This is a genomic window from Streptomyces sp. IMTB 2501 (assembly GCF_001953885.1).
Taxonomy (GTDB): Bacteria; Actinomycetota; Actinomycetes; order Streptomycetales; family Streptomycetaceae; genus Streptomyces.
Window position 1 is genome coordinate 349,338 of the sequence record NZ_MQUS01000004.1, and the last position, 13,890, is coordinate 363,227.

The following is a 13,890-nucleotide window of genomic DNA, read 5'->3' on the forward strand; positions in this document are numbered from 1 at the left end:
CGATTCCGAAGGGGTGGTCGTATGGCCGAAGTCAGCGCGGAGGCACGCATCCAGGCACCGGCCGAGAAGGTGTGGGCCCAGCTCACCGACTGGTCGTCGTACGGGGAGTGGAACGCCACCCACACCAGCTTCCCCAAGGGCGGCCCGGAGACGCTGGCCGTGGGCGGGACGTTCCAGGAGAACATGAAGCTGATGGGCTTCCCGGCCGAGGTCGACTGGACCGTCGAGGAGCTGGAGCCGGCGCGGGTGTTGGCCATCCGCGGCAAGGGTCCGATGGCGGTGACGGTCGCCACCCGCTACACCCTCACCCCCGACGGCGACGCCACGTCCGTGCGCATCGACGGCGAGTTCACCGGCGCCGCCGTCTCACTGATGGCGGGCAAGCTGAAGGACTCGGCGACGGCCGCCCTGAACGAGTCACTGCGCAAGCTGGCCGGCCTGGTGGTCTGAACCCGGGCGGGCCGGCCGGGCATACGACGGCACCCCGGCGGGCGGGGCACGCGATGGCGCCCTCAGCGGTCCCGGCCGCGCGAAGGCGCCTTCGGCGGTCCCGGGCACGCGAAGGCGCCCCGCCCGGATCACCGTGCGGGGCGCCTCACCGCGCCTGCGATCCTCAGTGCTCGTCGGCGAGGATCAGGTACAGCTTCTTGCGGGCCTCGTTGATGACGGCCAGCGCCTTCTCGCGCTGTTCCTTGCTGCCGGTCTTCCAGACCTGGCCGAAGGCCTCCATCAGACCGAAGCCGGCCTGGCGGATCTCACTGAGGGCCTCCCAGTCGACCCCGCGCGAGGCCTCCTCCCAGGGTGCGTCCGGCCCCTCGTCGGCGGCGGTGCGCCCGTCCTCGGTGAGGGCGAACAGCTTCTTGCCGCCCTCGGTCTCGCTGGCGATCAGACCCTCGTCCTCCAGCAGCTGGAGCGTCGGATACACCGAGCCGGGGCTCGGCTTCCACGCGCCGCCGCTGCGTTCCGCGATCTCCTGGATCATTTCGTAGCCGTGCATGGGGCGGTCCTTGAGCAGGGCCAGGATCGAGGCCCGCACATCACCGCGCCGCGCCCGTCCCCGCGGGCCACCGCGCCCCCTGGGCCCCCAGGGACCGGGTCCGAATCCGGGTCCGCCGGGCCCGAATCCGGGACCACCCGGACCGAAGGGTCCGAAGGCGGCCCGTCGCCCGTCGAATCCACCCATGCCCCGCATTCCGGGGCCCTCGTGCCGATGTCCACGCTCGAATCCGTGGGTACGCATCGCGATCACTCCATTCCATCGCTGATCTGTCACGTTTGCATCGCGTATCGTTCGCGATGCCTCAACGATATATCGGGACCGATCGCATGGCAACACCCTTCCGAGAGCCCGTCGCACATCTCGTCCCAGGGGAGGACTCTTCGTCGCGAAGGACGACCCCTCGTCCCGGAGGAGGACCCCGCTCCCGCCGCCCGGCCGAGCAGGCCGCACAGGCCTCGTACCGGCGGCTCACACGAGTGCGCCGCGCAGGCCGACGAAGAGCGTCGAGATGTGCCTGAGGATCGTTCGCATGAGCCTTCACTCGCCTTCCACTCCCGCCAACTCCACACTGGCGCCGCCGCGTTGGACCGTCCGGGCCGCGCATCTGACCACGCTGCTGGTGCTGCCGAGCGGGCTGTGGCGCATCGCGCTGGTGCTCGGATACCCCGCCGGCTACACGGCGACGGGCTTCGGGCCCTTCGAGACGTTCGGGGCCAAGGCGTGGATGCTGACGCTCAGCGTGCTCTGCGAGCTGGCCGCTTTCCTGACGACCGGCCTGGTGCGGCCGTGGGGCGAGGTCGTCCCGCGCTGGATACCGCTGCTCGGAGGGCGAAGGGTGCGTCCTCCGGCCGCCGTCGTCCCTGCCGCCCTCGGCGCGGCGGCTCTCACCGTGATCTGGGCCGACGTCCCGTGGTGGTGGACGTATCCGCACGAGGGCATGACACCCACCGGCAATCTGGTCGTCGGCCTTCTCTACCAGCCGCTGGTCCTCTGGGGCCCGCTGACCGCCGCCGTCACGCTCTCCTACTATCGCCGTCATCGCCCCGCACGGCATCGGGCGACGGCCGCCTGAGGGACCCCTCCCCGGCAGGCCCCTGGCAGTTGTCCGTACCCCCGCGCGGCAACGCGCTCGCGCGTGCCCCTCAGACCGCCTGTTCCGCCGCCCGCAACGGACAGCCCGCGCCCACGCGGGAGGTCAGGTCCGCGCGGAGCGCCGTCAGTTCGGCCATGCGCGCGTCGATGACCCGGATCTTGTCCTCGAACAGGACGGACAGGGCCTCGGCGCTGTCCGGGGCGTCCCGCAGCTCCTCACCGTGCCGGGCGATCTCCGCCAGGGTGAAGCCGAGCGCCTGTGCGGTGCGGACGTAGCGCAGCCAGACCACGGTCTCCGGCGGGAAGTCACGGTAGCCGTTGGGCAGCCGGCCGCCGTCGAGCAGGCCGATCTTCTCGTAGAAGCGCAGGGTGTCCTTCGACAGCCCCGTACGCGCGGCCAGTTCTCCGATGCGCATGACTCCCCCGCCGCTTGGTCCCCACCGGCTCGGTCGGCTTGACCTTGGAGCGTACTCCGCTGTCTAGCGTGGGCGGCGCCCGAGCGAGCCCTTCCCAGGAGCCCCGAGGAGCCTCCGATGCCTCCTGCTTCCCCTGTCCTTTCCCCTGCTTCCCCCGCCTATCTGCGCCTCGTCCGCTCCAGCGGCTGGTACGACCTGGTCGTCACGGCCGGATTCGCCACGCCCTGGACGTACGCGCTGCTGCATCGCCTGCTGTCGGCCGGCGGCGACGCGGCCGGTCTCGGCGCCATGCCCGCACTCACCCCCATGCAGACCCTGTACGCCAACCTGATGGGCTCGGTCGTGGTGGTCTGGTCCGTCCTGCGCGTCGTACGACCGCTGCCCCTGCACGGTCTGCTCGACGGCACCGCCCGCGCCCTGTTCTCGCTGTGGCAGGCGTACGCGCTGGCACACGGCGGGCCCGGGGTGCTGTGGCCGTTCCTGGTGCTGGAGGTGTCGTTCGGCGTCGCCCAGCTCGCGCCATGGGCGCGGGCGCGGGCCACCGGCGTCCGGGAAACGTGCCAGGACTCGTGAATTGGCCTTGTGCCGAGGGCCGTCGCAGCCGTTAGCGTCGGCGTCATGCGCATTCGAATCGTGGACGCCTTCTCCGACCGCCCCTTCACCGGCAACCCGGCCGGCGTCCTGCTCCTGGACGACGTCTTCCCGGACGACGACTGGCTCCAGAACGTCGCCATGGAGGTGAACCACGCCGAGACGGCGTTCGCCCACCCGCTGCCCGAGGGAGGCGAGGCGGACTGGGCGCTGCGCTGGTTCACGCCCGTTGCCGAGGTGGCGATGTGCGGGCACGCCACACTCGCCACCGCCCACGTCCTGCACACCACCGGCGCCCACGAGGGCCCGGTGCGGTTCACCACCCGCAGCGGCGTGCTCAGCGCCACGCCCGCCGCGGACGGCTCGATCACCCTCGACTTCCCGACCGCCCCGCTGACCCGGATCGAGATCCCGGCCGGGGTCGCCGAGGCGCTGGGTGCCGAGCCCGTCGCCGTCTTCGACACCGGCGCGAACGTCGGCGACCTGCTCGTGGAACTCGCCGACGAGAAGACCGTCCTCGGCCTCACGCCGGACCACAGGTCCCTCGGCGCCTACTCCTCGCGCGGCGTCATCGCCACCGCCCGTGCCGAGGACCCGTCCCGGGGCTACGACTTCGTCTCCCGCTGCTTCTTCCCGAACGTCGGCATCGACGAGGACCCGGTCACCGGCAGCGCCCACACCGCGCTCGCCCCGCACTGGTCGGCGCGCCTCGGCCGCGACGACCTCACCGGGCTGCAGGCCTCCCGCCGCACCGGCCTGGTCCGCACCGGTCTGCGCGGCGACCGCACCCTGCTCACCGGCCGCGCGGTCACGGTCATCGAGGGCGAGCTGCACGCCTGACCAGGCGTTCAGAGTCTCAGGCCGTCGGCAGCCAGCCCACCTTGCCCGCGAGGAGGGCGTAGCCGACGAAGGCGCCGATGTCGAGCAGGGAGTGCGCGACGACCAGGGGACCGACCCGTCCCCAGCGCCGGTACAGGTACACGAACACCACGCCCATGACCATGTTGCCGAGGAAGCCGCCGACACCCTGGTAGAGGTGGTACGAACCGCGCAGGACCGCGCTGGCCACCAGAGCGGTCCCCGGGCTCCAGCCCAACTGGCCCAGCCTGCGCAGCAGATAGCCGACGACGATGACCTCTTCGAGGACCGCGTTCTGCAGGGCGGACAGGATCAGTACCGGGTACTTCCACCACACGTCCGGCAGCGCCTCGGGGACGACCGTGAGGTTGAAGCCGAGGCCGCGGGCGGCCAGGTAGAAGGCGATCCCGGTGCTGCCGATCACCGCCGCGATCCCGGCGCCCCGGGCCAGGTCGGGCCGGGGGCGGGTGCGGTCGAAGCCGAGGGTGCGCAGGCCCGCGCCCTCGCGCAGCAGGAGGTGGGCGACCAGGGCGACGGGGACCAACGCGGTGGCGATGCCGAACAGCTGCCAGGCCAGGTCGAGCCAGGGGCGGCCGGGCGCGGCCGAGGCGTTGAGGGTGGCCGCCTGGTCCTTCAGACCGCCGGGCTTGGTGACCGAGCCGATGAAGCTGATCAGCGCGGAGACCCCGCTCGCGCCCAGCGAGAGCCCGAGCACGAGCAGTGTCTCGTCCCGCAGGATCCGCCGCGGGCCACGCTCGCGCGCCCCGGACGCGGTCACCGAGTCAGCCTCCACCTGCACCCCTGCCTCCCTGCGGCTCACGGGCCCCCTGGCCCACCTTCGCCCCGCAAGGATCGCAGAAGCACATGTGAGGACGGCGTACCGGGCCGTCGCGCACGAGCAGCACCGGTACGCCTGTGTACGACGCTCAACCCAGGTCGGCGCAATACGGCGGAGCGACCGTCATCCCAGAGGAACCGGCTCCGGCAACCCCACCGGCCACGTGTGCACCGGCTCCCCCACATGCATCAGCTCGGCATACCTCCGCGTCGTGGCGGCGAGCGCACCGTCTCGGTTCAGCCCCTGCTCCAGCGCTCGATGGAACGTGGCCGCCTGCCAGGACGCCCCGTTCACCCGCCTGCGGCAGCGCTCCTCGATGACGCCCAGGTACAGGTCGCGGTCGGCCGCCTCCACACCCCACGCGTCCAGCCCGGCCGCGGCCAGCGGCAGCAGCTCGTCACGGATCAGGGTGACCGCGTCGACCACTCCCGTGCCGCCGTAGCGCCCTCGCCGGGGCCATACGAACCTCGCGTCGACGCCGTACCGGCACGCGGTGTCGAAGTTGGCCTCGGCCGCGGCGAACGGCAGCCGGGTCCACACCGGCCGGGACTCCTCGGCGAGGGCGCGGACCAGGCCGTAGTAGAAGGCCGCGTTGGCGATCACATCGGTGATGGTCGGCCCGGCCGGCAGCACCCGGTTCTCCACCCTGAGGTGCGGGACGCCGTCCGCGATGCCGTACACCGGCCGGTTCCAGCGGTAGATCGTGCCGTTGTGCAGCACCAGTTCGGCGAGCCTGGGCGTGCCGCCGGCCGCGATCACGTCCAGCGGCTCCTCGTCGTCGCAGATCGGCAGCAGGGCCGGGAAGTAGCGCAGGTTCTCCTCGAACAGCTCCTGCGCGGAGCTGATCCACCGCTCGCCGAACCAGGTGCGCGGCCGTACACCCTGCGCCTGCAGTTCGGGCGGGCGGGTGTCGGTGGACTGCAGGAACAGCGGTGGCCGGGACTCGCGCCACAGCTCGCGGCCGAACAGGAACGGCGAGTTGGCGCCGACGGCGATCTGCGCGGCGGTCGCCACCTGCGCCGCGTTCCACACGTCCGCGAACCGGGCCGGGGTGACCTGCAGGTGCAGCTGTACGGAGGTGCACGCGGCCTCCGGGACGATCGACTTGGACGTGCACACGAGGTGCTCCACGCCCTCGATGTCGAGCCGGAAGTCCTCTCCGCGTGCGGCCACGATCTGGTCGTTGAGCATGGTGTAACGGTCGACCTCGGAGAGGTTGGCGGAGACCAGGTCGTCGCGGTCGAGCGTGGGCAGGATGCCGATCATGACGATGCCCGCGTCCACCTCGCCGGCCTTGCGATCGGCGTAGGCGAGCGAGGTGCGCAGTTCCTCGGCGAGCCGGTCGAATACCCGGCCGCCCAATCGGTGTGGGGCGATGTTGACTTCCAGATTGAACATGGCGAGTTCTGTTTGGAAATCGCGGCTCGCGATGCGTTCCAGCACCTGCCCGTTCAACATTTTCGGCATACCGTCGGGTCCAGCGAGATTCAATTCGATCTCGACTCCCATGAGGTTCTTGGGACGGTCGAATCTCTTCTCGCGCAACAGCCGCTCCAGTCCCGCGAGGCACTTCTGGAGCTTTTCGCGGTAGCGCTGGCGATCGGACAGGTCGAACTGCCCTGCCGCGACCTTCTCCCCCATCGAAGTGTCCCTCCTCGGATGGGCGGGCCGGCGTTCCGGCCGCCGGGCTCCCGGTCAGTGGGGGGATGATGCCCAGCGGAAGCGATCGATAACGTCCCGTGCGAGCGCGGCGCCCGCTACCCTGTCGGAATGTTCCCCGCGGCACATTCACGGGGCATGCAACAGTCCGCGTCTTCGAGTTCCCCGAACTCCTCGTGAAAAACGCCGATGACATTCGGCCGACCGTTACCGGCGCGTATGGCGAGGTCAGCGGTGGCACACCGGCCCGGGAACCGGGAGAAGTCCCGCAAATCGACGGCGTATTACCGCCTTGCGTCACCCCCGGAAATGAGATAGACGAAACAACGGCCGAACGGACGTCGTATAAACTTCGCCCACAAGGTAGAAGGCTGACGCCCTCGGTCCTGGTTCCTGCCGTGTTCAGGCCGTCCTCGCGACGGGCGGCAGGCCGAGCCGCACCCATGTTCACCGATCGGGCCTTCACCCTTTTGGCCTTGCGTGAGCAGACAGCGTCGTCCGCCCCACCCCTCCTCGCGCCGTCGCGCCTGTCGAATGAGAGAGGCGACCCACATGCCGCTCCACGTGCCCCCTGCCCCCGCGCCCGCCCTGCGTTCCGTCCTCGCCGCCCTCGGCTCACCCACCGCGGTCCGTGAGGCCCGCACCCCCTCCCTGCGTGCCGCACAGGGCCCGACGACACCCGAACTCCCGTTGCCCGTGCATGTCCTGGACCGGATCACCCCGCAGGGCCTGTCCGCGACCCGGCTGGCCGGCTGGCGCTTCCTGATACGGTCCGGCGAGCGTGCGGTGGCCGCGGCCGAGACCATGCTCACGCCCGACGGCTGGACCTTCTCGCACTTCTTCGAGGGCCCCTACGTCACCTCCACCGAGCGCGCCCTGCAGCAGGCCGAGACGCTGCAACAGCCGTACCAGGCCCGACTGCTGTCGGTGCCCGGTCTGTACATGCTGACCCTGTGGCTGCACGGCGACACAGGCGCCGACGGAGCCGAGGGGCATCCGGCCGACACCGATCTGCTCGTCCCTCTGGCGCCGGCCCCGCCCGGCATACCGACACACCGCCCGTTCCCGGTGACGGAGTTGCTGCCGGTGCTGACCCAGCGCGCGACTCCCGTGTCGCTGCTGGGGCCGCCGGTGCTGGGCTCGCCCGCCTGACCACCGCGCGACGGCCGACCTCGTACCCCGCTTGCCCGCAAGGGGAGCGGGGTACGTTCATGTCAGGGCGTGTGGCCTGCATGGACTAGCCCCATCCGGCCACTGCGAACCATCCAAAGGGACAGTGCACTTGGACTGAACCGTCCGCCCGGGTGACGCGTCATGAACCTGTGAGAAGCGGTGCTGCGAAATCCCTGCGGAATGACGCCCAGAGGGCAACACTGGGTTCCGACCGACTTATCACCACGGGGGACGGCCATGACCACGACAGAGCGAAAGATCCCACCCATGTGCCAGCACCAGCCGCCGTGTCCACCAGCCGAGTCCGCCGACCGGGAGTCCGCCCGTCTCGTGGCGCACCACCCGGAGCAGGGGTGGAGTCTGCTGTGCAACGGCGTCCTGCTCTTCGAGGACACCGGTGAGCTGCTGCCCGACGGCCGGATCATCGGTCCGCACCGCCCGCTCGGTGCGGACCAGGTGATGACCGCCGCCTGAGCGGAGCACGAGCGACCTCCAGGGGCCGGCCGCACCCGTCCGGTGCGCACCGGCCCCGACGTGTGTCCGGGGTCGGTCACGTTCGGTGACCACATGTCGGCGCAGCGCCTCGTACGGCGGCTCAGCCCTTGGTGGCACCCGCGGTGAGACCACCGACCAGCTGGCGTTCGGCGACCGAGTAGAAGGCCAGGGCGGGGACGATGGCGAGCACGAGGTAGGCGAAGACGCGCGCGGTGTCGGCGGAGTACCGGCCCTGGAACTGCTGCACACCGATCGGGATGGTCCACCAGGTCGAGTCCGTGAACACCAGCAGCGGCAGGAAGAAGTTGTTCCAGCTCGTGACGACGGCGAGCACGGAGACCGTGCCGAGCGCCGGCCGGACCATCGGCAGCAGTACCCGCCAGAAGAACCCGAGCGGTCCGCAGCCGTCGAGCGTGGCCGCCTCCTCCAGCTCGCCCGGGATCTGCCGGAAGAAGCCCCTCAGGACGATGATCGTCATCGGCAGCCCGAACGCGGCCTGCGGAAGGATCACGCCCAGCGGGTTGTCCAGCAGCCCCAGCGACCGCAGCAGCAGGAACAGCGGCAGCGCCGCCACCGCGAACGGGAACATCAGCCCCATCGTGAACAGCGTGAACAGCACTTCCCTGCCCCGGAAGGCGAACCGCGCGAAGGAGAAGGCGGCGAGCGCGGACACCGCGACGACGAGCACCGTCGTACCGACCGCGATCAGCGTGCTGTTGCCGACCAGCCGCCAGACGGAACCCGAGCCGAGGATGTCGCCGTAGTTGGCGAACACCCAGGGGCTCGGCAGCCCCACCGGGTTGCGGGACAGCTGGTCGGTGGACTTGAGGCCGGAGAACAGCGCGTACTGCAGCTCGGAGTCGACCGAAACATTCGACTCAAATACCGAACGTTCCGAACGGCGACTCCAGGAACGGGTGTCGGGAGCGTCAAGGTGTCGCGCAGGAGGTGGCGGGTGCGGAGCCGTGCCGGGCGCGCGACCCGGAAAGAGGGCCCGGAAGGCGACGGTCCGCCCGGCTGGTCGAATCGCCGGGACGGGAGTGGGATGGAAGAGAGGAACCAAGGGCCTTGCAGGGCGGGCACGTCCACGCGCGAGACACCCGGCGTCGCCCGCGAGGAACGGTGGAGTGATGTCCGGTTACGACGCCTCGGCGGCCGCTCGGGTCGTGGTCGGTGTGAGTGGCTCCCTGGGCAGCGTCACGGCCCTGCGTCGGGCCACCGCGCTGGCCCGTCGGCTGGGAGCGGAACTGTGGCCCGTGCTGGCCTGGGAGCCACCGGGCGGTGACCCCGCCGCACGCCGCTCCCCCGCCGCCGGTCTGCTGATCGAGGACTGGCAGCGGCTGGCCAGACAGCGGCTGGCCGCGGTGCTCGACGAGATCTTCGGCGTGGACGCCCCCGGGGTGCCGATGCACGCGGTCGTCGTCCGGGGCGCCCCGGGCCCGGCGCTGGTGGCGACCGCGGACCGGGAGGACGACGTCCTCGTCGTGGGCGCGGGCCGACGCGGTCTGCAACGCGCCTTCTCGGGCCGGGTCTCCCGCCACTGCCTGGCCCACGCGGTCTGCCCGGTCCTCGCGGTGCCCCCGTCGCCGCTGGAGTCAGAACTGATGTCCGTGCACCGGCGGTACACCTGGCATCTGCGCATGGATATACGGGGGTTGTGACGGCGGCGCGAGGCCACTGGGCCCCCGGGTGCAATGAGGGCCCGGGGCGCGCTGCGGTCACCGGGTTCCCCCCGCGCGCTCGGATCCCGTCAAAACGCGTACGCCGGCCGTCAGGATGCCGTCAACGAACGCTCCGGCGGGACCAGGGCTGTCTAACGTCTCAGCCATGAAGCGCCACGACGACGCCCCGACCCGGCCCATGGGTTCGCACCCGGCCGGCCCCGTCGGTGTGGCGTACGACCGCGACTGGCGAGCGGACGCACGCACGGCGCTCCGCTACGCCGGTGTGCTGCTCGGACTACTGCTGTCCGTCGACTGGGCGGCAGGCTCCCTCACCTCGTGGCGCGGCGCCGTCTGGGGCGTCCTCGCCCTGCTGTTGCTGCTCGTCCTGTTCCCGGTGCGGGTGTCGGCCGGTACGGGCTGGCTGGCCGTGCGACGACTGCTGGTCACCCGCCGTGTCCGCACCGATCTGCTGGTCGCGGTGCGCCCGCTGGACGGCGTCGCCCAGCGACTGATCCTGCGCGACGCCCTCGGCAACCGGGTCGAGATCGACCCCGAGGTCCTGATCCGCAATCCGAACCTGTGGTACCTGCTCGACGAGGGCGTACGCGCCTCCGAGGCGGCCGGCATCCTGCTGTGCGGCACGACGGCCCTGCACCGCCTCGCCCGACGCGTCGACAGCGACACGGCCCTGAGCGTGTTCCGGGCCTCCGGCATGGAGTGAGGTGGTGTTTTCACGGCTCTGACACCATGACGCTCGGTGGCCGTCCATGGGGCGACACCCCAATGACTGACCCGAACGGCCGTGTTCCCGGCAAACCTCTCCGGCCTCCCGTTCTTGATGCGGCTCTGCGCCTTCCAGGCCATTCTTAACGCAAGTTTGACGCCTCCTGCGCCCGGATCCGTGGGCCCAGACGTCACTCTCTGCATACGCTGGTGCCGCCGTCCGCGTGATGGCCGGAAAGAGCTGAGCCGCACCCAGGAGCACGCCGATGGCCACGACCGAACACCCTCCTCCCAGTCGCTTGCGCAACTGGATGCTGGAGGGGCTGTCCGACATGGGCAAGCACGGCGGCCACACCGGGCCCCACGCCGAACCCGAGCCCCCGCACAAGGGCCAGCGCTGGTGGCGCGTGATGTGCCTGACCGGCGTCGACTACTTCTCGACCCTGGGGTACCAGCCGGGCATCGCGGCCCTGGCGGCCGGTCTGCTCTCACCTGTCGCCACCCTCGTTCTCGTCGTGGTCACCCTGGCGGGCGCTCTCCCGGTGTACCGCCGCGTGGCGGAGGAGAGTCCTCACGGCGAGGGCTCCATCGCGATGCTGGAGCGGCTGCTGTCTTTCTGGAAGGGCAAGCTGTTCGTTCTGACACTGCTGGGCTTCGCCGCCACGGACTTCCTGATCACCATCACCCTGTCGGCCGCAGACGCCTCCACCCACCTCATCGAGAACCCACACCTGCAGAGCGCACTGCACGGTCAGCAGATGCTGATCACGCTGCTGCTGGTCGCCCTGCTCGGCGCGGTGTTCCTCAAGGGCTTCCTGGAGGCGATCGGCGTCGCGGTCGCCCTTGTGGTGGTCTATCTCGCGCTGAACGTCGTAGTCGTGGTCGTCGGCATGTGGCACGTCCTCACCGCCGGGCACGTCGTCACCGACTGGACCAGCGCCCTGACCACCCAGCACGGCAACGTCTTCGCCATGATCGGCGTGTCCCTGCTGGTCTTCCCGAAACTGGCCCTGGGCCTGTCCGGCTTCGAGACGGGTGTCGCCGTGATGCCCCACGTCCAGGGCGACCCCGACGACACCGAGGAGAACCCCAAGGGCCGGATCCGCGACACCAAGAAGCTGCTGACGGCCGCGGCGCTCATCATGAGCGTTTTCCTGATCGCCACCAGCTTCATCACCACGGTGCTGATCCCGGCGAACGAGTTCAAGTCCGGCGGGCAAGCCAACGGCCGCGCGCTCGCCTTCCTCGCACACGAGTACCTCGGCGGCGCCTTCGGCACGGTTTACGACCTCTCCACCATCGCGATCCTGTGGTTCGCCGGCGCTTCGGCCATGGCCGGTCTGCTCAACCTGATGCCGCGCTATCTGCCCCGCTACGGCATGGCCCCGCACTGGGCCCGCGCCGTGCGCCCGATGGTGATCGTCTTCACGCTGGTCGCCTTCCTGGTCACCTGGCTCTTCGACGCCAACGTCGACGCACAGGGCGGCGCATACGCCACCGGCGTGCTGGTGCTGATGTCCTCCGCGGCGATCGCTGTGACCATCGCCGCGCGCAGGGCCGCTCAGCGCGGCTGGACCATCGCCTTCGCGGTCGTCTCCGCGGTCCTTCTCTATGTCACCGTCGCCAACGTCATCGAGCGCCCGGACGGTGTGAAGATCGGTGCCTGTTTCATCATCGGCATCATTCTGGTCTCGCTGCTGTCCCGGCTCGCCCGCGCCTTCGAGCTGCGCGTGACCAGCGTGACGTTCGATCCGATGGCGGAACGATTCATCCGGGACATGGCCAGCCGCAAGATCCGGTTTATCGCCAACGAGCCGGGTCAACGCGACAAGGCCGAGTATCGCGAAAAGATCGAGCAGATCCGCGCCGACAACGACATGCCGGAGCAGGAGGACTTCGTCTTCGTCGAGGTCACGGTCACCGACCCCTCCGAGTTCGAGGCGGGACTGACCGTGCGCGGCGAGGTCCTGCACGGTCGCTACCGGGTCCTGACCCTGGAGTCCTCCTCCATCCCCAACGCCCTGGCAGCACTGCTGCTGCACGCCCGTGACATGACGGGCTGCACGCCGCACATCTACTTCGAATGGACCGAGGGCACACCGCTCGCCAACTTCCTGCGCTTCTTCCTCTTCGGGCAGGGCGAGGTCGCCCCGGTGACCCGAGAGGTCCTGCGCGAGGCGGAGCCGGACCGGGTGCGCCGGCCGCGGGTGCACACCGGCTGAGTCCGGAGCCCGACAGCGCCGAGCCCGACCGGCTCGGCGCTACTTTCCGAACCACCGCCGAGGCGGTCGTACCTCCACCTTGCCCATGCTCAGTTGGCCGCCTATCGCCACCCGGAGCACGACCGGCGCCTCGGGATCACGGGCCGGGCGGACCTTGGTCTTGCTGTGGCCGATCGCCAGCGAGTCGGCATCGACGACCACGCCGGGCCGAGTGAGCAGGCGCAGGGTGCCGCCGCACATGTCCAGGTCGATGTCGAGGGTGTCGTGCGTGATCACGGCGTCGGAGAGGTCCAGGGTCACGTTTCCCCAGGCGCACACGATCTCCAGCCGGCGCGGCACGACCCAGCGGCCCTCGCGCGTGGCCGAGGCGTACTGCTGCTCGATCCGGACGACGTCCTTGGCCGGTGCCGCGTCGGCCTCCTGCGGCAGATCGGCGGTGAGCACCGCCAGCTCTCCGAGCGTGCGCGCGGACAGCGCGGCCGCCACCCGCTCGTCCAGCTCCTCGGCCGTGATCCGGCCGTCTCCGGCGGCGCCCGTCAGTACGTCCACCACCTGGTCCCGGTCCGCGTGCGAGGCGCGCAGCCCGGACGACGTCTCCGCGGGCAGCTCGACCGCCATACCCTCACCCCGATTCAGAACGTCCCCGCAGGGAGCCGGCATCACAGAGTAACGCTATATCGCGTTATACCCAACGGCCAACCCCAGATCCACGCTTCCCAGGGGGTGGCCCTATCGTGACCGGCATGCAGTCCTACACGATCGGCCAGGCGGCACGGCTGCTCGGCGTGAGCCCGGACACCGCCCGCCGCTGGGCCGACGCGGGCCGGGTGGCGACCCATCGCGACGAGTCCGGGCGGCGGCTCATCGACGGCGGGGACCTCGCCGCGTTCTCCGTCGAACTGGCCAAGGCGGGCAGTGGCGAGGACGACGCCCCTTACACCTCCGTCCGCAACGCGTTCCCCGGCATCGTCACGGCGATCAAACTCGGTGACGTGGCCGCCCAGGTGGAGATCCAGGCGGGCCCGCACCGGCTGGTGTCGCTGCTGACCCGGGAAGCGGTCGAGGAACTGGGCCTGGAGGTCGGCATGGAGGCCACCGCGCGCGTGAAGTCCACCAACGTGCACATCGACCGCGTCTGACCCGACAGCGCCGCGCCCGC

At 70.6% G+C, this 13,890-nt stretch carries 16 protein-coding genes; 10 read left to right on the top strand and 6 right to left on the bottom strand.

The window, feature by feature from the left end:
- The first annotated feature begins 21 nt into the window (after window positions 1-21).
- Window positions 22-450, top strand: a complete 429-nt coding sequence (locus tag AV521_RS10100) for an SRPBCC family protein (protein ID WP_076086590.1) — start codon at window positions 22-24, stop codon at window positions 448-450.
- 163 nt (window positions 451-613) lie between these two features.
- On the opposite strand, the gene AV521_RS10105 is transcribed toward AV521_RS10100, so the two are convergent.
- Window positions 614-1,240 carry a PadR family transcriptional regulator gene (locus AV521_RS10105; protein WP_031226750.1) on the bottom strand — a complete coding sequence of 209 codons (627 nt, stop codon included), beginning with the start codon at window positions 1,238-1,240 and terminating at the stop codon, window positions 614-616.
- 289 nt (window positions 1,241-1,529) lie between these two features.
- Here AV521_RS10105 and AV521_RS10110 point away from each other — a divergent pair, with 289 nt between their 5' ends.
- Window positions 1,530-2,072 carry a hypothetical protein gene (locus AV521_RS10110; RefSeq protein WP_076086593.1) on the top strand — a complete coding sequence of 181 codons (543 nt, stop codon included), beginning with the start codon at window positions 1,530-1,532 and terminating at the stop codon, window positions 2,070-2,072.
- Window positions 2,073-2,142: 70 nt separating this feature from the next.
- Here AV521_RS10110 and AV521_RS10115 read toward each other — a convergent pair whose 3' ends face one another.
- Entirely contained in the window at window positions 2,143-2,508 is a 366-nt protein-coding gene (locus tag AV521_RS10115) for a MerR family transcriptional regulator (RefSeq protein ID WP_076086596.1), read from the bottom strand.
- A gap of 117 nt (window positions 2,509-2,625) precedes the next feature.
- Between AV521_RS10115 and AV521_RS10120 the strand changes: the two genes are divergently transcribed.
- Together AV521_RS10120 and AV521_RS10125 are read left to right on the top strand one after the other, a co-directional pair.
- Window positions 2,626-3,081, top strand: coding sequence for a hypothetical protein (locus AV521_RS10120; protein ID WP_076086599.1), 456 nt, complete (start codon window positions 2,626-2,628; stop codon window positions 3,079-3,081).
- A gap of 45 nt (window positions 3,082-3,126) precedes the next feature.
- Window positions 3,127-3,939, top strand: coding sequence for a PhzF family phenazine biosynthesis protein (locus tag AV521_RS10125; protein ID WP_076086603.1), 813 nt, complete (start codon window positions 3,127-3,129; stop codon window positions 3,937-3,939).
- Between the two features lie 16 nt (window positions 3,940-3,955).
- Here the strand turns inward: AV521_RS10125 and AV521_RS10130 are convergent, their stop codons facing one another.
- Window positions 3,956-4,756 (bottom strand): CPBP family intramembrane glutamic endopeptidase, encoded by an 801-nt coding sequence (locus AV521_RS10130; RefSeq protein WP_076086606.1) that lies wholly within the window; start codon window positions 4,754-4,756, stop codon window positions 3,956-3,958.
- Window positions 4,757-4,918: 162 nt separating this feature from the next.
- Window positions 4,919-6,436 (bottom strand): glutamate--cysteine ligase, encoded by a 1,518-nt coding sequence (locus tag AV521_RS10135; protein ID WP_076086609.1) that lies wholly within the window; start codon window positions 6,434-6,436, stop codon window positions 4,919-4,921.
- A gap of 570 nt (window positions 6,437-7,006) precedes the next feature.
- Here AV521_RS10135 and AV521_RS10140 point away from each other — a divergent pair.
- Complete coding sequence (locus AV521_RS10140) at window positions 7,007-7,606, top strand: hypothetical protein (RefSeq protein ID WP_076086612.1); 600 nt, start codon at window positions 7,007-7,009, stop codon at window positions 7,604-7,606.
- 288 nt (window positions 7,607-7,894) lie between these two features.
- Window positions 7,895-8,101: a DUF5999 family protein gene (locus AV521_RS10145; RefSeq protein WP_067135827.1), complete on the top strand. Its 207-nt coding sequence runs from the start codon at window positions 7,895-7,897 to the stop codon at window positions 8,099-8,101.
- 121 nt (window positions 8,102-8,222) lie between these two features.
- Here AV521_RS10145 and AV521_RS10150 read toward each other — a convergent pair whose 3' ends face one another.
- Complete coding sequence (locus tag AV521_RS10150) at window positions 8,223-8,975, bottom strand: carbohydrate ABC transporter permease (RefSeq protein WP_076086752.1); 753 nt, start codon at window positions 8,973-8,975, stop codon at window positions 8,223-8,225.
- 277 nt (window positions 8,976-9,252) lie between these two features.
- On the opposite strand from AV521_RS10150, the gene AV521_RS10155 reads away from it, so the two are divergent.
- The 3 genes from AV521_RS10155 (at window position 9,253) to AV521_RS10165 (ending at window position 12,731) form a co-directional block, all read left to right on the top strand.
- Entirely contained in the window at window positions 9,253-9,783 is a 531-nt protein-coding gene (locus tag AV521_RS10155) for a universal stress protein (protein ID WP_076086616.1), read from the top strand.
- A 166-nt stretch (window positions 9,784-9,949) separates the two neighbouring features.
- Entirely contained in the window at window positions 9,950-10,507 is a 558-nt protein-coding gene (locus tag AV521_RS10160) for a hypothetical protein (RefSeq protein ID WP_076086619.1), read from the top strand.
- 268 nt (window positions 10,508-10,775) lie between these two features.
- Entirely contained in the window at window positions 10,776-12,731 is a 1,956-nt protein-coding gene (locus AV521_RS10165; RefSeq protein WP_076086622.1) for an APC family permease, read from the top strand.
- Window positions 12,732-12,770: 39 nt separating this feature from the next.
- On the opposite strand, the gene AV521_RS10170 is transcribed toward AV521_RS10165, so the two are convergent.
- Window positions 12,771-13,349, bottom strand: coding sequence for a DUF1707 domain-containing protein (locus AV521_RS10170; protein WP_076086625.1), 579 nt, complete (start codon window positions 13,347-13,349; stop codon window positions 12,771-12,773).
- A 125-nt stretch (window positions 13,350-13,474) separates the two neighbouring features.
- Here AV521_RS10170 and AV521_RS10175 point away from each other — a divergent pair, with 125 nt between their 5' ends.
- A complete protein-coding gene (locus AV521_RS10175) occupies window positions 13,475-13,870 on the top strand; it encodes a molybdopterin-binding protein (RefSeq protein ID WP_076086754.1) in 396 nt (131 codons plus the stop codon).
- Window positions 13,871-13,890 lie beyond the last annotated feature (20 nt).

Excerpts from the sequence above, each read along its gene's own strand:
- AV521_RS10100 (WP_076086590.1), top strand. The coding sequence starts at position 22 with ATGGCCGAAGTCAGCGCGGAGGCACGCATCCAGGCACCGGCCGAGAAG.
- AV521_RS10105 (WP_031226750.1), bottom strand. The coding sequence starts at position 1,240 with ATGCGTACCCACGGATTCGAGCGTGGACATCGGCACGAGGGCCCCGGA.
- AV521_RS10110 (WP_076086593.1), top strand. The coding sequence starts at position 1,530 with ATGAGCCTTCACTCGCCTTCCACTCCCGCCAACTCCACACTGGCGCCG.
- AV521_RS10115 (WP_076086596.1), bottom strand. The coding sequence starts at position 2,508 with ATGCGCATCGGAGAACTGGCCGCGCGTACGGGGCTGTCGAAGGACACC.
- AV521_RS10120 (WP_076086599.1), top strand. The coding sequence starts at position 2,626 with ATGCCTCCTGCTTCCCCTGTCCTTTCCCCTGCTTCCCCCGCCTATCTG.
- AV521_RS10125 (WP_076086603.1), top strand. The coding sequence starts at position 3,127 with ATGCGCATTCGAATCGTGGACGCCTTCTCCGACCGCCCCTTCACCGGC.
- AV521_RS10135 (WP_076086609.1), bottom strand. The coding sequence starts at position 6,436 with ATGGGGGAGAAGGTCGCGGCAGGGCAGTTCGACCTGTCCGATCGCCAG.
- AV521_RS10140 (WP_076086612.1), top strand. The coding sequence starts at position 7,007 with ATGCCGCTCCACGTGCCCCCTGCCCCCGCGCCCGCCCTGCGTTCCGTC.
- AV521_RS10145 (WP_067135827.1), top strand. The coding sequence starts at position 7,895 with ATGTGCCAGCACCAGCCGCCGTGTCCACCAGCCGAGTCCGCCGACCGG.
- AV521_RS10155 (WP_076086616.1), top strand. The coding sequence starts at position 9,253 with ATGTCCGGTTACGACGCCTCGGCGGCCGCTCGGGTCGTGGTCGGTGTG.
- AV521_RS10160 (WP_076086619.1), top strand. The coding sequence starts at position 9,950 with ATGAAGCGCCACGACGACGCCCCGACCCGGCCCATGGGTTCGCACCCG.
- AV521_RS10165 (WP_076086622.1), top strand. The coding sequence starts at position 10,776 with ATGGCCACGACCGAACACCCTCCTCCCAGTCGCTTGCGCAACTGGATG.
- AV521_RS10170 (WP_076086625.1), bottom strand. The coding sequence starts at position 13,349 with ATGGCGGTCGAGCTGCCCGCGGAGACGTCGTCCGGGCTGCGCGCCTCG.
- AV521_RS10175 (WP_076086754.1), top strand. The coding sequence starts at position 13,475 with ATGCAGTCCTACACGATCGGCCAGGCGGCACGGCTGCTCGGCGTGAGC.